Below are 19,234 nucleotides of genomic sequence, written 5' to 3' on the forward strand. Positions count from 1 at the left end.
GATGGGGTGGGGTTAGGCGGCGGGGATAGGCTCGATCTCGATTGCTTGAATGCCGCGAACATCGTCGTCGTAGGCGGCATAAAAAGCCTCGCCGACCGTAGATGACGGATTCCTGAACCGACCCATGAAGGCTTGCTTGGCATCGCTGATATCGTCGGTGATGAAGCCCTCATTCCGGGCCCCATTCCAAACGATGTAGAATTTACTCGTTCCCATCTTCGTCCCCTGTGTTTCGAGCCCCAGCAGATCAGGCGAACCGTCTTGCGTGCTGAGGCTGCTGCGGCGGGGTTGTTCGAGGCACGGGCCCCGCCGCGTTATCCGTGCTGCGCTTCACATGACCGCCTCCATCTGGACTGGCTGTCATCCGGTTCACCGCGACCAGATCTGGCGGAGCCGTCTTCGTGGTCGCTGTCTATGAGGCCAATATGCCAAACCGGTATGGACACGTCAATACCATGTTGGTATAAAAATTTATGCCAAGCAAAATCCAGCCAGCCAAAGCCAGCTTCTATTCGCGGCGATTCGACGAGATTTCAGAGCGTTACCCGCCAGAAGATGTGCGGGCTTTTTTGACGATGCAGCGACGTTGGCTGCGCAAGGTCACGCAGATGCGACACCTCCCGCCTATACAGAGATGTGCGGTCCTTTTCATTGGCTCATTTATGACCCCAAGCAAGCCGTTCTGCTTTGCCGGCATGGCCTACATTTGCGACCATGTCGGCTGCGAGCGAACCACGGTTAACAGGGCGGTCGGCCAGCTTGAAAAAGATGGGTTTATGAAGGTTGACCGCCTCAAGCGGGGCGGGAACGTGTATCGGATTTGCATTCCGACCTGACGTTATGGTTGCTGGCTGGCAACCTCTTTTATGTTGCTGGGGAGCAACCCTATATAGGCGGGGGCTGATATAGGCGGGGCTTTATCTTTTTTAGATTCAGCTCTTGAGACGGAGATTGTTAGAAGGGTGAGGGGTATCAGGCAGCGCCAGCCAAGGCGACGTAGTGCACTGAATGCACCTGGCCGGACGGGAAGCGCAGCTCCTTCGCCGGGTTGAATTGCTCCAAAACAAGCTCAACCGCGTTGTGCCGGATGAATTTTTTGACGAATGCGAGAAGCGGGCCCTCGTCTTCGGTGCGGATTTGGACGATCACGTAATCGCCCTTCTTCACGCGGCGCTTCGGATCGACGAAGCAAATCTCGCCGTCCTCGTACCGTGGGTACATCGAATCGCCGGAGACCATCACCGCGTACGCCCCGGAAGATGCGGAAACTGATGGAGGCGCCAGCACCTCGAACAATACGCTTCCGTTCATTGCAAACTCACCGTCTACGCCACCCACCGCCTGCCCATAAACCGGGATCTTGCGGCCTATGCCCTCCACTTTACCGCGAATCCGCGCATTTGGAAGGTGAAATGGTGATTCGTCGTAAACCGGCGGCGGCTCGACGAGGTGAGGGGCGCTATCCTCAGGCCATCCGAACATCAAGATTTCAGCAGTCACGCCTAGTCGTGGCCCGATCTTCTCGGCCCATTCTTTCGTGAGCTTCCGTTCTCCGGTCTCCAAGCGCTTGATCTGAGGCTGAGAGGTGCCAACGGCCTCGGCCAGCTCTGATTGCGTCAGACCATGCTTCTCGCGCAAATCCTTGATCATGTTCATGTTTCCATTTTATTCCGAACTGGCATAACAATCAAAAACCAGAACGGTATATTTTTCACTTGCCAATAAATGCCATTTCGGTATTTTGAGCGACATGAAACTCGGAACCTTCATCAAATCACGGGACATGTCGCACGAAGCCTTCGGGAAGATCGTCGGCGTCACCCAGGCAACGATCAACCGGTATGTGCGCGGTGAACGTTTTCCGTCGCCGGAGATGATCCGCAAAATCCAAGACGCAACAGACGGGTCGGTCAATGTTGCCGATTGGTACGAGCCGGAGGCGGCAGAGTGATGCTCAAAGCTGTCGAGAACACCCAACTCGCTTTCAACTACGACATCGTACCGGAGCCGGTTGCTATTCAGGCCCGTGAAGCGGCCCAGCGCATCAAGCTCCGCCTTCGCCGGTCGGCCGAGGACATCATCGAGATCGGTCGCGACCTTCTGGCTGTGAAGGAGAGGATCGGGCACGGCAACTTCACGCCTTGGCTTCAGGCTGAGTTTGGAATGAGCGAGCATACTGCCCGACGGTTTATGGGGGTCGCTCGTCAGTTCGGAGACAAAACGAGCATCGTGCGCGATTTGGACCCGACCGCTCTGTACGAACTGGCCGCTCCGAAGACGCCGATCGAAGTTCGCGAAGAGATCGAGAAGATGATCGAAGCGGGGGAGGTCGTCACCAAAGCGACCATCGCTCAGCTCAATGCTGAGATCGAAACGGCTAAGAAGGGGCGAGAGCTGGCGGACAATGACGCTGCCGCCGCAGAAGAAAAAGCTTCGACCCTCAAGGCTGATCTGGATGGCCTGAACGGTTCTATCGATGAACGCGTGTCTGTCGAAGTAGCCAAGACATCCGCGGAAATTCGGTCTGGTTACGAAGAAGAGATCGAGCGCCTTAAGGCTCAACTCGATGAGTTTCTCAAGCCGAAGAACACCACCACCATTGATAACGAAACGGGCAACATCGTCCAGTTCCACCGCGAACTGACGCCGGACGAGGCGGCAAACGTTGACGCCGCCGACGATGAACTGATTGGCGCCGACTTCAATGAAGTCGCGTCCGAAACCGAAAGAGCAATCGCCTTCTTCGGCGCTGTCCGGGCCATGTCGAGCGCTAAGGCCAACCCGGCGGCGGTGTACGCGTACATCACCAAGCGCACCTCCCAAGATCTCATCAACGAATACATGGGCATGGTCGGCGACGTCCTTTCCCAGCTTCAGGCCATAAAGGAAATGGACAATGTCTAACCGCATCGTGAGTGAGAAAGAGTTTCGATCCGTTTTCCGCGCAGAGTCCGTCGCCATGTGCGATTTCTCGCAGAAGAAGAACAAGCATGCGCTCGGTATCGGCGCCAGACAGGTCAGCGTTGGCATTGGTGCCGAACTGGTCCGCGCGCTGATCGCAAAATTCCAGGCAGACGGGCGGACGCTCGACAAGGACATGGTGCATCTGATGACGCCGAAGGGCGCCCGCTCGTATGCATCACTGCAGTTCAACCAGATCGGCAAGATGAGATTGGTCCACGGAGCCAATGCAATCGAGACGGTGTGGAAGTCGCTCGGCGATCTCATTCCGGTTGCCCGGAAGGGCGTCACCAACGTGTATGTCGCCAAGAACGGCGCCACAGACATGGAACTCGCAGCGATGCGCGACTTGCGCACCGGCAAGCTCAACGCCCGCGTGCTCGCAAACGAGCAGCTTGTCGAAGCGATCGATGAGGCGAGGGCGGTCCTGGATGGTCGGAACCTCGGCGAAATGTACGCGGCCACATGTACCGAATACTTCCACACCCTGCCGCTCGACGCCGCGGAGTAACGGCAGTGATCCCCGCTCTCCCCATCAGCCACGTACCGCTGACGCGCCCGAAGGGCTGCTTCAAGCCCTGCCAATGGTGTGGTGGGGAGGCGGCTACCTTCAAGGAGGCGCCGGTGATCGAGCCTGCGCTTCATGCGGCGCGCGTCGTCTGCGAGAGCTGTGACCGGCAGATTGCTTGGGCGAGCGCCCGTGCCGTTCGGAAGGCTCATGTTCTCACCACGGATTCTGACGGAGCCGCCCAATGACCCTTTCCGTAGAAGAGCAGATCGATGCCGAGCTTGACGCGCTGTCCAAGCGCCTCGCTGGCATTCACTCCGGCAACAAGGAGCGCCCGGCCATGAAGTACGCCCTCGAAAGCCTGCCGGAACTGATCGGCGATCAGGACTTCAAAGACCTCTGCCTCTTGTTCAAATGGCATGAGGTCCAAGAGCGCCCCATCTCCGGTGGCGACTTCGCACGACACGTCCGAGAGGCCGCATTCAAGCGCCGGCATCAAGACCAAGGTCTCTTAGAATCTCGGAAACAGTCAGATTTCTTGCAATCTCCCAATCAACGCCTGGAATAGACATGACAGCCGCTCTGAAAACGCGCTGGACTTCGTTTGCCAGCTCCTTGTGCGCCTCAACGATAACCTCCTGTGGTGTCTTGGTGTGCATGCCGATCTCTGGGCCGCGAAACTCTTCGGGCTCGATGTTGACGCCCACGCCGCCGATCCCGGCCGCGTTCGTGACGCCGCTGAACTTTACGCGCCACGATCCGCCATCCAGCTTCATTTCGACGATTGAGAATTTGTCGGCCATTTCAGTTCGCTCCTTGGTGTCTGTGGTTGAGTCTTTTGGCTCCTGCACTCTTCCACAGCTCGCCAAGGGGCGTCCAGCGGGGAGGGCCGCCCAATGACCGTCGCCGCTGAAATGACGGAAGACCTGATCGACGCGGCAGCAAAGATTTGCCGTGGCCTTGGGATCGCGTCCACGCCGACGAACTGCCTTCCGATCATTGAGGGGTTGAAGGCAGACCGCCAGCGCGACCAGTGGCAGCCGATCTCGGAAGCCGACCGGTCGATCGCCACCGTCCAGACCTTCCCAGACGTCAGCATCACACTTCGCAACTCTTATCCGGTATGGGTGCGAGACGAGGACGGGCGCGTGTATGAAGCCGTCTGGTCTGAAGGGACCGCGAACTACTGGTGGGATTTGGAAGGCGAGAGCCCGGTCGATCCGGTCGAGTTCATGCCTCATCCGCTTGACCCGCGGTTCGCCGCCCCGAAAGGCGGTGATCACCATGGCTAAGTCCGATCTGGTCGACATCGCCGCTTGCCGACATGCCGAGACGCAGAAGGCAATTCTGATCTCCGACGATGGCGAGCGCGCCAACGCGGTCTGGGTGCCGAAAGAGCACTGCGAGATCGAGACCGACAACCACAAGAATTTCATCACCGTGACGATGCCGGAATGGCTTGCTCTTGAGAAAGGGCTGATCTGATGACCTGGAATTTCGACCTCACCAAAGCCCCGCGCGACGGAATCCGCATTCTGATGGCGGACACCCACGGGGACATGTGGATCACGAAATGGCTGGAGCCGAACAAGCGTCGGCCGGCGGGTCGCTTCGACATGTTCCCGGAGAACGCGAAGACGATTCTGGCTTGGCAGCATTTGCCGGTCCACCCGCATCACATGGAGGTGTCGTCGCTCTGCGAGGTCACCCCGGAGCAAATCCCGATCGTCGATGGAGTGGGAGGGACCGAGCATGAATAGCTTTCGTGTGGGAATGAAGGTGGTTTGTATCGACAACCACGAATGGGACCACAAGCTGGCGCTTGGCGCAGTCTACGAAGTGTCGGCAGTAGGGTGGGAACTCGGCGAAATCTATATCGGCCTTGTCGAGACCCCGGCTTCAGGTGGTGGATTGCTCCACTGGCGTGCTTATCGCTTCCGCCCGGTGGTCGAGCCCGGCACTGAGAAGGGCATGTCGATCCTCCGCGAACTCCTGAACACTCAGGACCAGCCGGTGAGGGCTGACGCATGACGATCGTCCAGCGTGTCTTCAATGCGTTCCACGGTCTGGTATCGCGACTGAACAAGGATGATGACGAGGGAGTCGAATGCGGCGCTACCGAAGGCTTCTTTCCGGTCGGCACGGTAGACGAGGATAATCTGATCGATGTCTTTGCGCTTGAGGGCGACATGTGGACGTTCGTTATCGATCTGAATTCCGCGACCGAACAAAAGCGGGTGGCGTGATGGCAAATCCGTCTCTCGCTCTGGAGCTGTTCCGCAAGGGCTACGACACCCAGCGGATCGCTGACTACTTTTCCATTCGCGAAGAAGAAGCGCTCGAATTGGTTTCCGAGGCCAGAAGCGCTGCTCTTCGTCTTCCGTCTCCATACCCGATCCATCCCGACGCCAAGCCCACCGGCTGGCCCAAGGGGCAGATCGCTTATGCGGGGCGAAACTAGCTCCTTCCTGCGCCGCCGCACTCTCTACGGGATCAACATAGCCCGTAGCGAGAAGGACGGCATTCAGGATGTCAGAGAACCACATTCACGGTGTTTCGGCGAACACACAGGGGAAAAAGGTAATGAGTACGGCAGTTGCCAGTGAATACGTAAGGAAAATGGTCGAGCGCGAGACGTCCGGAAACGGCGACGTCGAGAACGCGGTACGGCGTCTTGCCCGCAAGCACGGGCTTTCCTTCTGGCAGATCATGCACCTACGGGCGGGGCGGGCAAAGACGATCACGGTCGAGGCATTCACGTCGATCCGGCGCGCATATCTCGACTACTGCGAGGCCGAGATCCGGGCCTTGCAGCGTGAAATCCAACAGGATCGGGATCGGTACGAGGACAACCATGATCTTCAGGATCTGGGTAACGAGGTTCAAGCGCTGGCTGAAAAGCTTCGGCTGGCGAAAGAAAGGATCGGAGCATGACGGCAGGCCATAACAGCGAACTGAACGAGAAGGACCGGCAAAAGCTCTTCTCGTACTACCACCAGAAGGACCGCGACATCGCGGCCAAGATCAAGGCGCTCGGCGATGAGAAGAAGGCGAACCGGCAGAATGCGAAGGCCTCCGGCTTTCAGGCGTCGAAGCTGGATCACTACCTCAAGTCCTTCCTTGCCGAGGATCAGCAGAAGCCGGTCGACAAGCTGAAGTCGGACAGGGAGAACCTCGCTTGGTTGGGCCTCATCCCCGATACCGGTGGCGACCTCCTCGCACAGGTTGACCGCGTGGATGGCGACCAGCTCATCCAGGCAAAGGGCTACCACGCCGGCCTGACGAACCTCGATCGCGTGTCCGGATACGACGGCGGCTCGGCCGACGACAAGCTCTGGCTCGAAGCCTACGACGCCGGCAAGCGCGAATACGAGACGGACATTCCCGACATTCTTGCTCGGATCGAAGCGGCTCGGACGAACGAAGAGCCGGCCCCTGATTCCGACGATCCTTTCGGCACGGACGACCAGTCCGACGAAGCCGCCTGACGTTCCCAGCCCGCTTAACCCCTCCCGGCGGGCCACCTTAGCAGCGCGAATGCTGCTCATTCTTTTCAACGAGGACCGACGTGCACATTATCGCCTTCGACCCCAGCAAGCACACAGGATGGGCGCTCCGTACCATCGGGCGCGATCATAGCGCGATGCGTTGCGGCGTCCTCGAAATGCCCGACAAGGCGGATCACTATTACACGGCCGACCAGATCGGCCTGAAGGTCCGCAACCTCCTCACCGAGGAGAAGAAAGCCGACCGGATGCCGACATTCGCCATCCTGGAGCAGCAGGCCCTCGCGAAGATCGGGAACACCAGCGCCGACGCCATGATCTACCCATGGGTCGCGACCTCGGCCATTGTCGCGGTCCTTTCCAACTTCGGCATTCCCTATGCCAGCATCCCGGCCGTCACGTGGCGCGTCTCGTTCTTCGGCCGTGGCTTCAAGCCCCCGGTCGACAGCAAGGGCAAGAAGGACTGGAAAAAGGCCTGTGTCGCCGAGTGCGAGCGGCTGGGCATTGTCCTGCCCACACAGAAGACCATCGCCCACAACGCCGCCGAGGCCTGCGCCCTGGCGATCTGCGCGCAGGTCAAGGATACGAAGGTCCACGCCCGCCGCTACGAGCCGGCCTTAATGGCGCTGCGCATGGCCCGCAACGAACGCCCGACCGGTGGAGACCTGTTCGGAGGTGCCGCGGCATGAACCTCCCTGCGCGCAATCGCACAGTCTCCGATCTCATCGACGAATACGAAGAGAAGGTCGCCAATGCTCCAGCCGCCATTGAGGCCGTCAAGGAAGCATGGGGCCGATTGGAAATGGCGGCATCCGTTGGCGGAAAGTTCGGCGGAAGCATCTCGCGTCATTCGCCGAGCGTGAGCGAGCGGGACGTTCTCGCGGCGCTCCTCAAGTCCGGCTGGCGGGCGATCTATGACCGCTGCCAGATCGACCAGATTGCTAGCGCGGATGACAAGCGGTTGTTCGAAAGCACGTTTGAGAACCCGCCTGAACTGACCTTCGATAATGCCAAGGCCACGTTCGGCGATTACCTGATGCGCCCGCGCTTCCATGTCTTGCGTGGCTTGGCCGAAGTTTTCAGCCAGTTGGACCCCGCCTACAAGTCCCATTCCAAGGTTAAGATCGGCGTGAGCGGCCTGCCCAAGCGTGTCATCGTCTCGAATGTCGGCGGCTGGGGCTCTTATGGCCGCGACAAGATCAGGGACATTATCAATGCGCTCGCCGCCTATCGCGGTGAAAGGCTCATGGACCATGCCGAGTTTTCCGGCATTGATGGCCTTCATCGTTGGGATGGCGGTATCGCGGGTCAGGTGGTTATGGATGGCTCGCATCACGTCACCAAGGGCGAGAACGGCATCGAGACGAAGGCCCCTAACCGTGGCGTCACGATCCGCAAGTTCCAGAACGGCAACGCGCATGTGATCTTCGACAAGTTCGCACTCCTCGACATTAACAGGGCGTTGGCGGAGTTTTACGGAGAGGTGTTGCCCGACGCCGAGGAAGAAGACGCCAAGCCGCAAGCGAGCACTGCGGTATCGAAAGACCTACAGTTCTATTGGACGCCTGAAAAGGTTGTCGGCGAGGCGCTGAGTTTCGCCGGGCTCCACGCCCCGCGCCAGTTCGATGAAAACCCCGTTCGGCATCGCGTCCTTGAACCGTCGTGCGGTGATGGGCGCATTCTTGATGGCATTCGCAAGCTCGGCCATTTCGCCTTCGGCATCGAGTATCACGCTGGCCGCGCCGCCGAGGCGAGGGCGAAGGGGCATTCTGTCCTCACCGCCAATTTCCTTGAGCAACCGTCCCGCGCGGAGTTCGATTTCGTCATCATGAACCCTCCCTTCTACGGCCGGCACTACGTCAAGCACGTTCGCCATGCTGAGAAGTTTCTGAAGCCGGGCGGAATCCTCGTCGCGATCCTGCCTGCGACTGCTCGCTACGACCACGGCGAACTGGCCGGCTCATGGCAGGATCTGCCCGTAGCGAGCTTCGCCGAGGCCGGCACCAACGTTCCCACCACCATGCTGAAATTCCGGAGGGCATCCGCATGAAAACCCTCATCACCCTATGCCCTCACTGCTCCAAGACGCTGACCGCCGCCGAGACGATCGAGAAATGGTGCACGCGCTGCGCAAAGCCGGTCGAGCGGCGTGAGGAGGCGGCGTGAGTCACATCAAGCGCCTTCAGACCATCGGCAACTGCCAACTGATCCTTGGCGATGCCATGAAAATCATGCCCAAGCTGCAGAAGGCCGACCTCATCGTCAGCGACGTGCCTTATGCGCTCACGACAGGCGGTCCTTCCAAGGGTGTCGGCACTATGTCTGGCATCTTCTCGGCAGAGCGCTACACCAACGACGGTCAGATCGTGGCGGCGACCGTCCCGTTCCCTGAGATGATGACGACCCTGTATGCGGCATTGTCCGACGATGCGGACTGCTACGTCATGGCCAATGACAAGAACGTCCACCCGCTCACGCAAGCGGCTCTGGACGCGGGATTCCAGTTTCACAACCTTCTCGTCTGGGACAAGGTGAGCCCTACCGCCAATCGTTGGTATATGAAGAACCTGGAGTTCACCTTGTACCTCTGGAAGGGCAAGGCTCGGACGATCAACGATCCGTCATCCAAGCAGCTGCTGCGCGGCGGGATCGACAAGGTGACGGGCCATCCGACCGAAAAGCCGGTCTATCTCATGGCTGAGTACATCCGAAACTCCAGCCAGCCCGGTGATCTGGTGCTTGATCCATTCATGGGCAGCGGTTCAACGGCACTTGCCGCCCTCAACCTCGGTCGCAAGTTCATCGGCATCGAAATCCACGAGCCATTCTTTGACATGGCCGTGGCGCGAGTAGCCGCCGCCTATGACAAACCAGACATGTTCTCGGAGGCGATATGAACGCCCATCAATCCATAGACATGTCCATGCATGGCACGGCACGGCGGGAACTGCCGGCGAACATAGACGCTGAGGAGGCTCTACTAGGTGCAGTCCTCATGAACAACGACGCTCTCGACGCGATCCGCGTGCCGCTGGAGCCAAGCCACTTCTACGAGCCCATCAACCGCGACATCTTCGACGCGATGCTCGATCTGCGGAAGGCCGGGCGGGTGATCACGACGATTTCGGTCAAGTCGTACGTGCCCTCAGGCCAGGTCAGAGACATGACCGTGCCGCAGTATCTCGCGCGCCTCGCGGCCAACGCTGTGACGGTCGTTAATGCACCCGATTATGCCTATGGCATCATGGACTGCGCGGCCCGTCGCGCTTTCGTGGCTCTTGGCCAGAAGATGGAAGATGCGGCGTTCTCCCTTGATCTCGAAATCATGGACGAGGTCGAGGCGCTGCGGAACCGCTTCGAGGACATCATCCGCGCCCTCAATGGCCCTTCTACAGCTCGGACGCTCGCCGATGGTGCCAAGCGCGCGCTGGAATCCACCGCGACGGCTTACAGAGGCAGCGGCGTGGCCGGTGTTGATTACGGCATCCGCTTCCTGATGGACATGGTGGGGCCGTTCCTTCCCGGCCAGTTGATCGTCATCGGCGGCGGCACCAAGCAGGGCAAGTCCAGTCTCATCGAACAGATCATCCACGGCGCGGCATCGAACGGCCATCCGGTCTGGGTCTACTCCGGCGAGATGGGCATCGAAGAGCTTGCCCACCGTTCGCTCTCCCGCGTGACGGATATCCAAGCGTGGCGCCAGATCCGCGGCAAGGTGTCTGAACGCGAATATGAGCAGCTTGAGACGGCCCGCCGGAATGCGGAGACGTGGCAGGACAGGGTGTTCATCCGCGACGACAGTATGACGCTCGGCCAGATCGAGCGCGACCTGAAGGACTTCGCCAAGCGTCATCCCGGCGGCATGGCCATAATCGACCATATCGGCCTCGTGGAGCGCGACAGGGAGATGGGCAAGCTGTCCGAGGTCGAACTCGGCCCGTACATCACCAAGCGCCTCAAGCTGATTGCGAACCGCTTCCGTCTCCCGGTTGTCGCCGCTGCGCAGCTCAAGAAGAACACCTTTGCCATCGAAGACCGGAAGATGAGCCGGGCTACCTACCAGATGGCGATCGGTCGCCGGCCGAAATACGCCGATATCTATGGTTCCTGTGAGAAGGATGCGAATGCGGTGATCATCCCGTATCGCGCTGAACCAATCCTTCAAGAGCTGGAGCCGTCGGAAGGCTCTGATCTTCATCCTGTATGGGAAGAAGTGATGTCGGGCGTGCGGGGCCGCGCCGAAGTGATCCTGGCACTATCACGCCACACTCACTGGCCTCAACGAAAAGAGGTTCGGTGGAATGGTGCGCGAACTTCCTTTGAAGACCTCAGTGCAGACGATCAAGCGAGGTTCTTCTGATGAAGCTCGACTATCTACTCCCTGACGCCAGCGCGCTTCGGCGGCTGTTCGCATATAACCCTGAGACCGGCGTCCTCTCTTGGCGCGCGCGACCTCTTTCCGATTTTGCCACCGAGAACGCGGGGAAGGTTTGGAATTCAAAGTTTGCCGATAAACCGGCCGGTGGCCTGAACAATTACGGTTATGTGCGAGTGGCGATTGGAGGCAAACGCTTTTTGGCGCACCGGATTATTTGGTTGATGCAGACTGGAGAATTCCCGGATGACGTGAACCACGAGAACGGAATCCATGACGATAACCGCTGGAGCAATCTCCGCTCGGTTTCCTATGGAGAGCGGGTAAAGAATGCCTGCCGACGCTCCGACAATTCCAGCGGGACAACGGGCGTGGCCTGGTTCAAGGCTTTGGGCCAGTGGCGAGCATACGTGACTATCAAAGGTCGCCAAAAGCATCTCGGCTACTTCGACACGATTGACGAGGCGAAATCTGCCCGTGAGTTGGCCCGCCGACAGCATGGATTCCATGAGAACCACGGTCGGGAGGGGGCAAAGACGATGTTCACCGACCTTCAAGCGCAGGATCAAGGGAGGCTGATGTGATGCAAGGCTCCCTTCCTTTTACGCATGTCCGCCGGAGCATGACACGCGCTCTCCGCGTTCTTGTCGCTTGTGAGTTCTCCGGCACGGTTCGTAACGCCTTCATCGATCGCGGCCATGACGCTTGGTCCTGTGACCTCTTGCCGGCTGAGAATGGAAGCAATCGCCACATCCGCGGCGATGCTCGCGACATCCTGAACGACGGCTGGGACATGCTGATTGTCGCGCACCCGCCATGCACTCGGCTCTGCAACAGCGGTGTCCGCTGGCTGTCCGTGCCGCCGCCGGGCAAAACCACTGACCAGATGCAGGAAGAGTTGCGAGAAGGTGCCGAACTATTCTCTGCCTTCTGGAACGCGCCTGTCGATCGTGTTTGCGTCGAGAACCCTGTCATGCACCGGCATGCCAAGGCTCTCATCGAGAACTACGAAGAGCCGGCGCAGTCCGTTCAGCCGTGGCAATTCGGCCATGGGGAGGTCAAGCGAACCTGCTTCTGGCTGCGCGGGCTACCGAAGCTGGAACCGACCGAGATTGTCGCTGGCCGCGAAGCTCGCGTCCACCGGATGCCGCCCGGCCCCGATCGCTGGAAAGAGAGGTCCCGGTTCTTCACCGGGATCGCATCGGCAATGGCCGACCAGTGGGGCGAGTACGCGGTCAATCAGTTCTATCAGGAGGCAGCATGAACGCTTACGTCGCGTATCCTCACCCTATCCCAAGCGGCTTGGGCTACTGGGCAATGATCCGGCTCTGCCGCGCCAGCCATCCGGCTCCGGTCATGGGCAAGGGCGATCGTCCCAAGGTCTTCAACACCCGCGGGGAAGCCGCGGAGGAATGCCTTCGGCACATGGTCGCCTTCATGAACGGCCACGAGATCCGAGGCGAGCGCTTCGACGGCCACAGCACGGCCAAGTCCCGTGCGGAACTCCTCTTCAAGACACGGCCCGTAGAGGGCGAGAGAAAGCAGCAGGTGAGGGCATGAGCGATTTCCCACGCATCTATTTGGACCTCGACGGCGTGATGGCCGACTTCGACGCCCACTTCCCCGCCCTGTTCGGCGTAGATCACCGGACGTTGCTCGACGACGACATGTGGGCCACCATCAATGCACACCCGAGCTATTTCCGCGATATGCCAGTCTGCGAGGGCGCTAAGGCATTCTTCGACGGGATATCCTGGCTGGAGCCGATAATCCTCACGGCATGCCCGAAATCGAACTACGCCCATGTGGCGAGGCAGAAGCGGGCTTGGGTTCGGGAGCACCTCTCGTCCAGAGCCGTGGTCCTTCCTGTCATGGGCGGCCGTAACAAGCCGCTTTTCATGCATGAGGTCGGGGACATCCTGATCGATGATTTCGAACGCAATACCAAGGCTTGGAGCGAGGAGGGTGGCATCGCGATCCTGCACCGCGATTTCAAAACGACGATGCAGGAGCTTGATCGCTCGCTCGGCCTGAAGGGGCATGCGGCATGAACTGGCAACCTCTTACCACCCAGCCGTTCGACCCGAAGAACTATCGCCTTTCTACCATAGAGCGCCGCCGCAGGCTCATGGGGAAGCCAGTTCGCGAGACCGTCCGATCAGATCCGCCACCATTCGTAGGCGTCCAGCAGGACCATCACGTCCGCGCATGGGAACGGTGGAAGCTCACCATGCCTATCGGGCGGCTCAGCCGTCATGTATTCAAACGCTGTGTGGAGTTGGGTGCGAACTATAACGACATAGTTGGCCCAACGAGGCATAGGAACCTGATTCCCATACGGCACCTCTTAATGTGGGAGTTGCGCAACCTGCTCAATCCGTCGCCATCGCTGCCTGAGATTGCGGCTGTGTTCGGCAAGCGGGATCACACCGGCATCTGGTACGCCATCGATAAGGTCGAGACCCGCAAGCGGGAGGGCAAGCTATGAGCGATCAAGTCCCGCAGGGTTGCCCTCTCACACCGCCGCAGCTCGAGACCATCCGCTGGCTTTCCCTCGGCAAGACGGGCGAGGAGATTGGCGAAATCCTCGGCATCAGCCGGCGCGCCATTGAGCGTCGTTTGGATCGGGCAAAGGCTGTCACCGGCACCTATAACCGACATGGCATCGTAGGATTTTGCCTTCGCAAGGGGTGGATTACTTGATCGATCCTCGCGTCTTCACGATCTGCCAGGAGTACGGCATCGCCATCGTTGATGGCCGGTCATATCCCGGCATCAGGGAGACGCGGGCCGTCATTACCCTTGATCGGATTCTTGCCACCAAAGGCGAGAACCATTTCCGCATGGTGCTGACCACGGTTGCGGAGACCGAGAATAACCAGGGGTATATCGACAAAAACCTCCTGTGGGCCGTCAGCGACCTCGTGGAGGCATTTGCGGGCATCGTGGAACATCAGCCGTCCGAATGGCTCGAATGTTTTGACGCGGCTCCTGTGGGCGAACTGCAGGTAGTGTCCAAGAGGCTTCGCCATCAGCGTTTCGCGCTGGTAGGTATGTTGGCAGAGCGAGTGGTGCGTAGGTTCGGCCCGAACGCAGGACAAGGCGATCTCTTCGACGAAAGGCGAGCGGCATGAGTGACGAACCAATCGAAGAGCAGCCCTACCTTTACGGAACGACCGTCGTTGATATTGGGGATCTGCGCGTGGCGCGAGGGATGACAAGGCGTCCGGTCTCGTCCTGCCGGCATGCTCGGCTCACCTATGACCCGAAGGAACGGCGTATCTGGTGCAAGGACTGCGAGAAGGACGTTGACCCATTCGACGCCTTCACAGTTCTGGTGGAGCAGTACGACAGGGCCTGCAAGGACATCAACAAGCGCGCCGACGAGATTGACGAGGCCAGCCGCTTCCAGTGCCGTTCTCTCGCCGCCAAGAAGGTCGATGAAGTGTGGCGGCGGCGCAAAGTCGTTCCGGCCTGCCCGAGCTGCGGGCATGGTATCTTCCCAGAAGACTATGCAGATGGCGTTCCAACGGTCGGGCGCGAGTATGCCCTTGCAAGGCGAAAGGCGGCGAAGAAGTGAACAAGACAGAGATAGCGAACCTCTTCATCAAGGCGGCATTCATCGATAGCCGTCTGCCGATCAATGCGCGGCCGGCGAGGCTCAAGGGCCAATCCATCGGGTTCTTCCATTCCGAGCAGGACATCAAGAGCCGACGCGCCACGGGCATCAGGAAGGGCAGGGAGAGGGAATTCCTCCATGCGGATGATGATCCTTTGAACGAATGGCGCACCGAGTTCTGGGCCTCGCTGGAGGATCGCATCAGTCGGAACGATGTGCGTCTGTGGGAGCTGGCCAACGAGCTGATCACCCTGGTTGCCGATGAAGGAAACCGCCGCGCTCTCTGGGCATGGGCCGCGTCCAAGGTCGGAACCCTCGATGCGGAGAAAACCAAAATCCGAGAGACCAAGAAGTTCGGCAAGGTCACGCTCCATCGGAGGACGCAGAGGGATGTGGCTTTCAAGACCTGGTGCCGCTCGGAAGGCATCCACGAGATGACCGGTTCGCGACGGAAAGATAGGGCGATTGCTGTTATCGAACAGTATCTTGTTCGGGGAAGCTCACAGAATGCTCAAACGGACGATTTCGGGGTGTTGCCTGTTGGCCCTGTTTTGGAGCACATTTCGGATAACGTCGCAGCAAACGCACCGGAGCACAAAGGCCCCACTTTCGAGCGGGATCGGGACACGGTGTTCGCGAAGGAAGACGCCATCTTCGATTGGCGATCGTACCGGAACGAACGCAAGCGGCGGCTCCGCGAGGCCCGAAAGGCTGTCGCGGCATAGTTACCCAGCGCCGGGTGTTGGCCCGGCTCACCTCCGCACCGTCTCCGGCAAATCGGACGCGAGGGACATCGATAGCCGGCAGGCAAGTTGCTGCTACGGCGATGCCGCAGGACGGAAGCCTGATAGCGAGGCGCGGAACGGGTCGTCATACCGGTCTACGGCGCGGAGTGGGGAAGCCCCAGCCTCGAAGTTTCGCCGCAAGGCACCGTATTCGGGAAGGCGGGCACGGCGCGGAGCCGGTTCGCACAGGCAGACGGAGAATGTTCCTTGCCGTTCCTTCCCGACCAGAGCGCGGCCATAGCGATGCTGCCCGGATCGAAGGCCGCTGATGGCCGGTCCCGGCGAACGCTCCTATGTTCGGCTTGCCGGGATGAATTCGCCGAAAGGCAAACGAGATCGGGAAGGCCCGTTCCGAAAGGTCTGGGCTGGAACAAGAGCGAGGCGCTTCTGTCTCTTCGCCTTCCCGACCCCATACGGCATAGCCGTAACAGAATGCGCCGCGCTAGTCGCACAACGGCGATTTGGTTGGAGTTGATCGCCCTTCTGGATCGTTCGCCAAGTCTGAGGTGCAAATCCTCTACGGCGCTCCAGTTTCACCCATCTTCCGCGGGAAGATACGCCAGAGAGCCCGCCCCGGTCTGTCACCCGGTGGCGGGTTTCTCATTTCAGGAGAGAGCGATGACGCCGCTGGGCTTCCTCATCGCGGCAACGGCTGCGAACCTCGTCTTCATATGGCTGACTTTCCCGAAAGGTTGAAGAGATGACCTTCACCGTTGAGTTCGGTTGGTGGCTTATCCCAGCTCTGATCACGCTCCTTGCCTTTGGTGCTGCGGCATTCATGAGCCGCGACATGGGGAATGATCGGTTCGGCGCGGGTGCCGTGATCTCGTTCGGCTTCTACTTGATGGCCGCTGTCGCCTCGCTCTTGGCCTGGCTCGTCTGGGCCTTGCTCGCCTAACCCCTCCACCCCAGCAGAAAGGAACCAGCATGCGCTCGGACATCGAACTCGCCCGCGAAGCTGCCGCTCAGGCCCAGGTCAACCCGACCGTCGCCAAGATGATCCTTTCTGGTGGCTATGACGCGTGGCCGAACGTGCAGGGCGCGCTGATCGCCATCCAACTGGCGCGAAGTACCGCCTAACCCCCGCATACCCGAAACGAGAGCCGGGCTTAGGTCCGGCTTCTCAGAACCACCGCCATGCCATCCAGAAGCAGGCGTAAGCCAGAATGCCGATGACGATGAGAAGGGCAAGCTGCCGAGCCATGATGCAATACCCCTCTGGTTCAAGCTGGAGCAGGATGCCTGCTTAAGCCGACAGAGTCGACCCGATGCTTCTCGCTGTATCCTCGGTGGAGGGTAGAGACAGGGGCTTCAGACGACGAACACAACGCACCCTTGGCCTGCCTTGGCAATCTTTTCCGCTGTGTTCGGGAGCAATAGGTCAACGTTTCGGAAGATGATCTGAGGGTGCTTGCCGCTCGCCGCCGCAGCGGCCGCGATCTTCTCCATGTAGTCGGGCAGAAGCACACGCTTGCTGCAGTCGATGTCGAGCCCGCCCCCAGCGGCGGCAATCGTCAGCATTGTAGTTGGTAGCATTTCACTCTTTTCCATTGTTCGCCCCAAGGTTAGCCCATGCCAGTCCTGAAAAATGCACGGCATGAAGCGTTCGCCCAAGCACTCGCCAAGGGCATGACCGCAACTGACGCATACTCGGCGGCTGGTTACAAGGGTGACAGGACAGCCGCCTCTAGGTTGTCAACAAATGTCAACGTCAGTCAACGTGTGAACGAGATCAAGAGTCGAGTAGCCGAGAAAGCCGAGTGGACGGCCGCTGACAGGCTTTCGGCACTCAAGAGCATCTTTGACAGGGAAGCCGAAAAAGACGCGCGTGTGGCCATCTCTGCCATCGCAGAGGCGAACAAGATGCAGGGGAGCTATGCCCCGACCAAGCGCGAACTGTCCGGACCGGGTGGTGGTGCTATTCCGATCGACCTGACCAACGCAACGGATGATGAGCTTGCAGCACTCAAGGCCATCTTCGGTCCTCTTGCCGGTGGAGCCGGCGACGATGATGCGAGCGATCCGAGCGGAGGAAGTGAGGAGAGCAGCGGAGCGTGAGCGCGAAAGGCTCGCCAAGGATGCGGAGCGCATACGGGCGCGCTGCCAAACCCTGGCTGGCTTCGTTCGTGAGGCATGGCATGTGCTGGAGCCTACGGCGAAATATACGCATGGCTGGCATATCGATGCGATCTGCGCCCATCTGGAGGCGGTGACGGACGGTCAGATCAACCGGCTGCTGATCAACGTCCCGCCGGGTTCTTCGAAGTCACTGCTGGTCTCGGTCATGTGGCAGGCATGGGAGTGGGGGCCTCGTGGGCTTCCGTCCATGCGATACCTCACCACGTCGTTCAACGATGGGCCGGTGAAGCGCGACACCCGTAAGTGCCGCGACCTCATGCTCTCGGACTGGTATCGCTCCCTCTGGCCCGAGGTCGAGCTGAACCGCACCGGGGAGACATCGTTCTCGAACACGAAGACCGGGACGCGGGAAGGGGTGCCGTTCGGCTCTCTGACCTCCCAGCGCGGCGACCGGCTAGTGATAGACGACCCGCATTCGACCGAGACGGCGGAATCAGCAGCCGACCGGCTGGCCACCACTCGAAAGTTCCGCGAGGGCGCGCAGAACCGATTGAACGACCAGGAACGGTCGGCAATCGTCGTCATCATGCAGCGCCTGCACGAGGAGGACGTGTCGGGCGTCATCCACGAAGTCGGAATGGAATACGTCCATCTCATGCTCCCGATGGAATTCGAGCCGGAACGGGCTTGCTCTACGGAGATCGGGTTCACGGACCCTCGCAAGGAAGAAGGCGAGCTTCTAGACCCCGTCCGCTTCCCGCGTGACGCAGTGGAGAAGCTGAAGCGCGACATGGGCAGCTATGCCTATGCCGGGCAGTATCAGCAGCGCCCAGCGCCTCGCTCTGGCGGTATGTTCCAGCGGGGGGACTTTGAGATTGTGGATGCGGTTCCGGCAGGCGGGCAGGAATGCCGCGCTTGGGACTTCGCGGCATCGAAAGAGACGCCCGGCAAGCAACCGGACTGGACGGTCGGGCTCAAGATGAAGCACATCGGCGGCGTCTTCTATGTCGAAGACGTGAAGCGGGACAGGTGGTCTCCCGGCGACGTCGAGAAGAACCTGAAAAACACGGCCACACAGGATGGCCAGAACGTGCGTATCCGAATGCCGCAGGATCCGGGTGCCGCTGGCAAGGCCGACGCGAATACGAAGATCAAGCTTCTCGCTGGCTACGATGTGAAGGCCCAACCCGTAACCGGTGACAAGGCCACTCGAGCCAAGCCAGCATCGGCCCAGGCGGAGGCTGGGAACGTGAAGCTTCTGCGGGGCAACTGGAACAAGGCATTCCTCGATGAGGTGTGCTCGTTCCCCAACTCGCAACATGACGACCAGGTCGATGCCTTCGCCGATGCTCTGAACGAGCTGGCGCTCGGCTCCACCTTCACTCTTGCCAACGTCTAGGG

34 protein-coding genes are annotated in these 19,234 nt (G+C 59.9%); 29 read left to right on the plus strand and 5 right to left on the minus strand.

The window, feature by feature from the left end:
• Nucleotides 1-12 precede the first annotated feature (12 nt).
• Nucleotides 13-216, minus strand: coding sequence for a hypothetical protein (locus tag ShzoTeo12_RS18420; protein ID WP_318913444.1), 204 nt, complete (start codon nt 214-216; stop codon nt 13-15).
• 257 nt (nt 217-473) lie between these two features.
• Between ShzoTeo12_RS18420 and ShzoTeo12_RS18425 the strand changes: the two genes are divergently transcribed.
• Nucleotides 474-836 carry a helix-turn-helix domain-containing protein gene (locus tag ShzoTeo12_RS18425; protein WP_318913445.1) on the plus strand — a complete coding sequence of 121 codons (363 nt, stop codon included), beginning with the start codon at nt 474-476 and terminating at the stop codon, nt 834-836.
• 136 nt (nt 837-972) lie between these two features.
• On the opposite strand, the gene ShzoTeo12_RS18430 is transcribed toward ShzoTeo12_RS18425, so the two are convergent.
• A complete protein-coding gene (locus tag ShzoTeo12_RS18430; protein WP_318913447.1) occupies nt 973-1,656 on the minus strand; it encodes a helix-turn-helix transcriptional regulator in 684 nt (227 codons plus the stop codon).
• 94 nt (nt 1,657-1,750) lie between these two features.
• On the opposite strand from ShzoTeo12_RS18430, the gene ShzoTeo12_RS18435 reads away from it, so the two are divergent.
• Genes ShzoTeo12_RS18435 through ShzoTeo12_RS18445 form a run of 3 tightly spaced genes read left to right on the plus strand, consistent with a single transcriptional unit; the run spans nt 1,751 to nt 3,472 of the window.
• Nucleotides 1,751-1,951: a helix-turn-helix transcriptional regulator gene (locus ShzoTeo12_RS18435; RefSeq protein WP_318913448.1), complete on the plus strand. Its 201-nt coding sequence runs from the start codon at nt 1,751-1,753 to the stop codon at nt 1,949-1,951.
• Entirely contained in the window at nt 1,951-2,904 is a 954-nt protein-coding gene (locus ShzoTeo12_RS18440) for a DUF3102 domain-containing protein (protein ID WP_318914319.1), read from the plus strand. Before ShzoTeo12_RS18435 ends, ShzoTeo12_RS18440 begins: the two co-directional genes overlap by 1 nt.
• Nucleotides 2,897-3,472 (plus strand): hypothetical protein, encoded by a 576-nt coding sequence (locus tag ShzoTeo12_RS18445; protein WP_318913449.1) that lies wholly within the window; start codon nt 2,897-2,899, stop codon nt 3,470-3,472. Before ShzoTeo12_RS18440 ends, ShzoTeo12_RS18445 begins: the two co-directional genes overlap by 8 nt.
• Nucleotides 3,473-3,677: 205 nt before the next feature.
• Here the strand turns inward: ShzoTeo12_RS18445 and ShzoTeo12_RS18450 are convergent, their stop codons facing one another.
• Nucleotides 3,678-3,965: a hypothetical protein gene (locus ShzoTeo12_RS18450; RefSeq protein ID WP_318913450.1), complete on the minus strand. Its 288-nt coding sequence runs from the start codon at nt 3,963-3,965 to the stop codon at nt 3,678-3,680.
• Nucleotides 3,952-4,272: a hypothetical protein gene (locus ShzoTeo12_RS18455; protein ID WP_318913451.1), complete on the minus strand. Its 321-nt coding sequence runs from the start codon at nt 4,270-4,272 to the stop codon at nt 3,952-3,954. The genes ShzoTeo12_RS18450 and ShzoTeo12_RS18455 overlap by 14 nt, the downstream gene beginning before the upstream one ends.
• A gap of 93 nt (nt 4,273-4,365) precedes the next feature.
• On the opposite strand from ShzoTeo12_RS18455, the gene ShzoTeo12_RS18460 reads away from it, so the two are divergent.
• From ShzoTeo12_RS18460 to ShzoTeo12_RS18570, 23 genes are all read left to right on the plus strand, one after another.
• Complete coding sequence (locus tag ShzoTeo12_RS18460; protein WP_318913452.1) at nt 4,366-4,761, plus strand: hypothetical protein; 396 nt, start codon at nt 4,366-4,368, stop codon at nt 4,759-4,761.
• Nucleotides 4,754-4,954, plus strand: coding sequence for a hypothetical protein (locus ShzoTeo12_RS18465; RefSeq protein WP_318913453.1), 201 nt, complete (start codon nt 4,754-4,756; stop codon nt 4,952-4,954). Before ShzoTeo12_RS18460 ends, ShzoTeo12_RS18465 begins: the two co-directional genes overlap by 8 nt.
• On the plus strand, nt 4,954-5,229 hold the full coding sequence (locus ShzoTeo12_RS18470; RefSeq protein WP_318913455.1) for a hypothetical protein: 276 nt from the start codon (nt 4,954-4,956) through the stop codon (nt 5,227-5,229). The genes ShzoTeo12_RS18465 and ShzoTeo12_RS18470 overlap by 1 nt, the downstream gene beginning before the upstream one ends.
• Nucleotides 5,222-5,500, plus strand: a complete 279-nt coding sequence (locus ShzoTeo12_RS18475) for a hypothetical protein (protein ID WP_318913457.1) — start codon at nt 5,222-5,224, stop codon at nt 5,498-5,500. The genes ShzoTeo12_RS18470 and ShzoTeo12_RS18475 overlap by 8 nt, the downstream gene beginning before the upstream one ends.
• Nucleotides 5,497-5,715 carry a hypothetical protein gene (locus ShzoTeo12_RS18480; RefSeq protein WP_318913459.1) on the plus strand — a complete coding sequence of 73 codons (219 nt, stop codon included), beginning with the start codon at nt 5,497-5,499 and terminating at the stop codon, nt 5,713-5,715. Before ShzoTeo12_RS18475 ends, ShzoTeo12_RS18480 begins: the two co-directional genes overlap by 4 nt.
• Nucleotides 5,715-5,930: a hypothetical protein gene (locus tag ShzoTeo12_RS18485; RefSeq protein WP_318913461.1), complete on the plus strand. Its 216-nt coding sequence runs from the start codon at nt 5,715-5,717 to the stop codon at nt 5,928-5,930. The genes ShzoTeo12_RS18480 and ShzoTeo12_RS18485 overlap by 1 nt, the downstream gene beginning before the upstream one ends.
• Nucleotides 5,931-6,052: 122 nt before the next feature.
• Nucleotides 6,053-6,403 (plus strand): hypothetical protein, encoded by a 351-nt coding sequence (locus tag ShzoTeo12_RS18490; RefSeq protein WP_318913463.1) that lies wholly within the window; start codon nt 6,053-6,055, stop codon nt 6,401-6,403.
• A complete protein-coding gene (locus ShzoTeo12_RS18495; RefSeq protein WP_318913464.1) occupies nt 6,400-6,957 on the plus strand; it encodes a hypothetical protein in 558 nt (185 codons plus the stop codon). The genes ShzoTeo12_RS18490 and ShzoTeo12_RS18495 overlap by 4 nt, the downstream gene beginning before the upstream one ends.
• 80 nt (nt 6,958-7,037) lie before the next feature.
• Nucleotides 7,038-7,664 carry a hypothetical protein gene (locus ShzoTeo12_RS18500; RefSeq protein WP_318913466.1) on the plus strand — a complete coding sequence of 209 codons (627 nt, stop codon included), beginning with the start codon at nt 7,038-7,040 and terminating at the stop codon, nt 7,662-7,664.
• The gene (locus tag ShzoTeo12_RS18505) at nt 7,661-9,025 is read left to right on the plus strand and encodes a DUF4942 domain-containing protein (RefSeq protein WP_318913468.1); all 1,365 of its coding nucleotides are present in this window, start codon (nt 7,661-7,663) and stop codon (nt 9,023-9,025) included. The genes ShzoTeo12_RS18500 and ShzoTeo12_RS18505 overlap by 4 nt, the downstream gene beginning before the upstream one ends.
• Nucleotides 9,026-9,137: 112 nt before the next feature.
• Nucleotides 9,138-9,872, plus strand: a complete 735-nt coding sequence (locus ShzoTeo12_RS18510) for a DNA-methyltransferase (RefSeq protein ID WP_318913469.1) — start codon at nt 9,138-9,140, stop codon at nt 9,870-9,872.
• A 98-nt stretch (nt 9,873-9,970) separates the two neighbouring features.
• Entirely contained in the window at nt 9,971-11,335 is a 1,365-nt protein-coding gene (locus tag ShzoTeo12_RS18515; protein WP_318913471.1) for a replicative DNA helicase, read from the plus strand.
• Complete coding sequence (locus ShzoTeo12_RS18520) at nt 11,335-11,934, plus strand: HNH endonuclease (RefSeq protein WP_318913472.1); 600 nt, start codon at nt 11,335-11,337, stop codon at nt 11,932-11,934. Before ShzoTeo12_RS18515 ends, ShzoTeo12_RS18520 begins: the two co-directional genes overlap by 1 nt.
• Nucleotides 11,934-12,614: a hypothetical protein gene (locus ShzoTeo12_RS18525; RefSeq protein ID WP_318913473.1), complete on the plus strand. Its 681-nt coding sequence runs from the start codon at nt 11,934-11,936 to the stop codon at nt 12,612-12,614. The genes ShzoTeo12_RS18520 and ShzoTeo12_RS18525 overlap by 1 nt, the downstream gene beginning before the upstream one ends.
• A complete protein-coding gene (locus ShzoTeo12_RS18530) occupies nt 12,611-12,910 on the plus strand; it encodes a hypothetical protein (RefSeq protein ID WP_318913475.1) in 300 nt (99 codons plus the stop codon). Before ShzoTeo12_RS18525 ends, ShzoTeo12_RS18530 begins: the two co-directional genes overlap by 4 nt.
• Nucleotides 12,907-13,401, plus strand: coding sequence for a hypothetical protein (locus ShzoTeo12_RS18535; RefSeq protein ID WP_318913476.1), 495 nt, complete (start codon nt 12,907-12,909; stop codon nt 13,399-13,401). The genes ShzoTeo12_RS18530 and ShzoTeo12_RS18535 overlap by 4 nt, the downstream gene beginning before the upstream one ends.
• A complete protein-coding gene (locus ShzoTeo12_RS18540; RefSeq protein WP_318913478.1) occupies nt 13,398-13,838 on the plus strand; it encodes a helix-turn-helix domain-containing protein in 441 nt (146 codons plus the stop codon). The genes ShzoTeo12_RS18535 and ShzoTeo12_RS18540 overlap by 4 nt, the downstream gene beginning before the upstream one ends.
• Nucleotides 13,835-14,053: a helix-turn-helix transcriptional regulator gene (locus tag ShzoTeo12_RS18545; RefSeq protein WP_318913479.1), complete on the plus strand. Its 219-nt coding sequence runs from the start codon at nt 13,835-13,837 to the stop codon at nt 14,051-14,053. The genes ShzoTeo12_RS18540 and ShzoTeo12_RS18545 overlap by 4 nt, the downstream gene beginning before the upstream one ends.
• Nucleotides 14,041-14,484 carry a hypothetical protein gene (locus ShzoTeo12_RS18550; RefSeq protein WP_318913480.1) on the plus strand — a complete coding sequence of 148 codons (444 nt, stop codon included), beginning with the start codon at nt 14,041-14,043 and terminating at the stop codon, nt 14,482-14,484. The genes ShzoTeo12_RS18545 and ShzoTeo12_RS18550 overlap by 13 nt, the downstream gene beginning before the upstream one ends.
• Entirely contained in the window at nt 14,481-14,930 is a 450-nt protein-coding gene (locus ShzoTeo12_RS18555; RefSeq protein ID WP_318913481.1) for a hypothetical protein, read from the plus strand. Before ShzoTeo12_RS18550 ends, ShzoTeo12_RS18555 begins: the two co-directional genes overlap by 4 nt.
• Nucleotides 14,927-15,694 carry a hypothetical protein gene (locus tag ShzoTeo12_RS18560; RefSeq protein ID WP_318913483.1) on the plus strand — a complete coding sequence of 256 codons (768 nt, stop codon included), beginning with the start codon at nt 14,927-14,929 and terminating at the stop codon, nt 15,692-15,694. The genes ShzoTeo12_RS18555 and ShzoTeo12_RS18560 overlap by 4 nt, the downstream gene beginning before the upstream one ends.
• A 760-nt stretch (nt 15,695-16,454) precedes the next feature.
• The gene (locus ShzoTeo12_RS18565) at nt 16,455-16,652 is read left to right on the plus strand and encodes a hypothetical protein (protein WP_318913484.1); all 198 of its coding nucleotides are present in this window, start codon (nt 16,455-16,457) and stop codon (nt 16,650-16,652) included.
• Nucleotides 16,653-16,681: 29 nt separating this feature from the next.
• Nucleotides 16,682-16,834 (plus strand): hypothetical protein, encoded by a 153-nt coding sequence (locus ShzoTeo12_RS18570; protein WP_318913485.1) that lies wholly within the window; start codon nt 16,682-16,684, stop codon nt 16,832-16,834.
• Nucleotides 16,835-17,065: 231 nt separating this feature from the next.
• Here ShzoTeo12_RS18570 and ShzoTeo12_RS18575 read toward each other — a convergent pair whose 3' ends face one another.
• Nucleotides 17,066-17,305 carry a hypothetical protein gene (locus tag ShzoTeo12_RS18575; protein WP_318913486.1) on the minus strand — a complete coding sequence of 80 codons (240 nt, stop codon included), beginning with the start codon at nt 17,303-17,305 and terminating at the stop codon, nt 17,066-17,068.
• A 21-nt stretch (nt 17,306-17,326) separates the two neighbouring features.
• Between ShzoTeo12_RS18575 and ShzoTeo12_RS18580 the strand changes: the two genes are divergently transcribed.
• The gene (locus ShzoTeo12_RS18580; RefSeq protein WP_318913487.1) at nt 17,327-17,812 is read left to right on the plus strand and encodes a terminase small subunit; all 486 of its coding nucleotides are present in this window, start codon (nt 17,327-17,329) and stop codon (nt 17,810-17,812) included.
• Complete coding sequence (terL, locus tag ShzoTeo12_RS18585; RefSeq protein WP_318913488.1) at nt 17,763-19,232, plus strand: phage terminase large subunit; 1,470 nt, start codon at nt 17,763-17,765, stop codon at nt 19,230-19,232. The genes ShzoTeo12_RS18580 and terL overlap by 50 nt, the downstream gene beginning before the upstream one ends.
• Nucleotides 19,233-19,234: the final 2 nt, after the last annotated feature.

This window comes from Shinella zoogloeoides (assembly GCF_033705735.1).
Lineage (GTDB): Bacteria > Pseudomonadota > Alphaproteobacteria > Rhizobiales > Rhizobiaceae > Shinella > Shinella zoogloeoides_A.

Coding starts and splice junctions, on each gene's coding strand:
- ShzoTeo12_RS18420 (WP_318913444.1), bottom strand. CDS start 216: ATGGGAACGAGTAAATTCTACATCGTTTGGAATGGGGCCCGGAATGAG.
- ShzoTeo12_RS18425 (WP_318913445.1), top strand. CDS start 474: ATGCCAAGCAAAATCCAGCCAGCCAAAGCCAGCTTCTATTCGCGGCGA.
- ShzoTeo12_RS18430 (WP_318913447.1), bottom strand. CDS start 1,656: ATGAACATGATCAAGGATTTGCGCGAGAAGCATGGTCTGACGCAATCA.
- ShzoTeo12_RS18435 (WP_318913448.1), top strand. CDS start 1,751: ATGAAACTCGGAACCTTCATCAAATCACGGGACATGTCGCACGAAGCC.
- ShzoTeo12_RS18440 (WP_318914319.1), top strand. CDS start 1,951: ATGCTCAAAGCTGTCGAGAACACCCAACTCGCTTTCAACTACGACATC.
- ShzoTeo12_RS18445 (WP_318913449.1), top strand. CDS start 2,897: ATGTCTAACCGCATCGTGAGTGAGAAAGAGTTTCGATCCGTTTTCCGC.
- ShzoTeo12_RS18450 (WP_318913450.1), bottom strand. CDS start 3,965: ATGCCGGCGCTTGAATGCGGCCTCTCGGACGTGTCGTGCGAAGTCGCC.
- ShzoTeo12_RS18455 (WP_318913451.1), bottom strand. CDS start 4,272: ATGGCCGACAAATTCTCAATCGTCGAAATGAAGCTGGATGGCGGATCG.
- ShzoTeo12_RS18460 (WP_318913452.1), top strand. CDS start 4,366: ATGACCGTCGCCGCTGAAATGACGGAAGACCTGATCGACGCGGCAGCA.
- ShzoTeo12_RS18465 (WP_318913453.1), top strand. CDS start 4,754: ATGGCTAAGTCCGATCTGGTCGACATCGCCGCTTGCCGACATGCCGAG.
- ShzoTeo12_RS18470 (WP_318913455.1), top strand. CDS start 4,954: ATGACCTGGAATTTCGACCTCACCAAAGCCCCGCGCGACGGAATCCGC.
- ShzoTeo12_RS18475 (WP_318913457.1), top strand. CDS start 5,222: ATGAATAGCTTTCGTGTGGGAATGAAGGTGGTTTGTATCGACAACCAC.
- ShzoTeo12_RS18480 (WP_318913459.1), top strand. CDS start 5,497: ATGACGATCGTCCAGCGTGTCTTCAATGCGTTCCACGGTCTGGTATCG.
- ShzoTeo12_RS18485 (WP_318913461.1), top strand. CDS start 5,715: ATGGCAAATCCGTCTCTCGCTCTGGAGCTGTTCCGCAAGGGCTACGAC.
- ShzoTeo12_RS18490 (WP_318913463.1), top strand. CDS start 6,053: ATGAGTACGGCAGTTGCCAGTGAATACGTAAGGAAAATGGTCGAGCGC.
- ShzoTeo12_RS18495 (WP_318913464.1), top strand. CDS start 6,400: ATGACGGCAGGCCATAACAGCGAACTGAACGAGAAGGACCGGCAAAAG.
- ShzoTeo12_RS18505 (WP_318913468.1), top strand. CDS start 7,661: ATGAACCTCCCTGCGCGCAATCGCACAGTCTCCGATCTCATCGACGAA.
- ShzoTeo12_RS18515 (WP_318913471.1), top strand. CDS start 9,971: ATGAACAACGACGCTCTCGACGCGATCCGCGTGCCGCTGGAGCCAAGC.
- ShzoTeo12_RS18520 (WP_318913472.1), top strand. CDS start 11,335: ATGAAGCTCGACTATCTACTCCCTGACGCCAGCGCGCTTCGGCGGCTG.
- ShzoTeo12_RS18525 (WP_318913473.1), top strand. CDS start 11,934: ATGCAAGGCTCCCTTCCTTTTACGCATGTCCGCCGGAGCATGACACGC.
- ShzoTeo12_RS18530 (WP_318913475.1), top strand. CDS start 12,611: ATGAACGCTTACGTCGCGTATCCTCACCCTATCCCAAGCGGCTTGGGC.
- ShzoTeo12_RS18535 (WP_318913476.1), top strand. CDS start 12,907: ATGAGCGATTTCCCACGCATCTATTTGGACCTCGACGGCGTGATGGCC.
- ShzoTeo12_RS18540 (WP_318913478.1), top strand. CDS start 13,398: ATGAACTGGCAACCTCTTACCACCCAGCCGTTCGACCCGAAGAACTAT.
- ShzoTeo12_RS18545 (WP_318913479.1), top strand. CDS start 13,835: ATGAGCGATCAAGTCCCGCAGGGTTGCCCTCTCACACCGCCGCAGCTC.
- ShzoTeo12_RS18555 (WP_318913481.1), top strand. CDS start 14,481: ATGAGTGACGAACCAATCGAAGAGCAGCCCTACCTTTACGGAACGACC.
- ShzoTeo12_RS18565 (WP_318913484.1), top strand. CDS start 16,455: ATGACCTTCACCGTTGAGTTCGGTTGGTGGCTTATCCCAGCTCTGATC.
- ShzoTeo12_RS18570 (WP_318913485.1), top strand. CDS start 16,682: ATGCGCTCGGACATCGAACTCGCCCGCGAAGCTGCCGCTCAGGCCCAG.
- ShzoTeo12_RS18575 (WP_318913486.1), bottom strand. CDS start 17,305: ATGGAAAAGAGTGAAATGCTACCAACTACAATGCTGACGATTGCCGCC.
- ShzoTeo12_RS18580 (WP_318913487.1), top strand. CDS start 17,327: ATGCCAGTCCTGAAAAATGCACGGCATGAAGCGTTCGCCCAAGCACTC.
- terL (WP_318913488.1), top strand. CDS start 17,763: ATGATGCGAGCGATCCGAGCGGAGGAAGTGAGGAGAGCAGCGGAGCGT.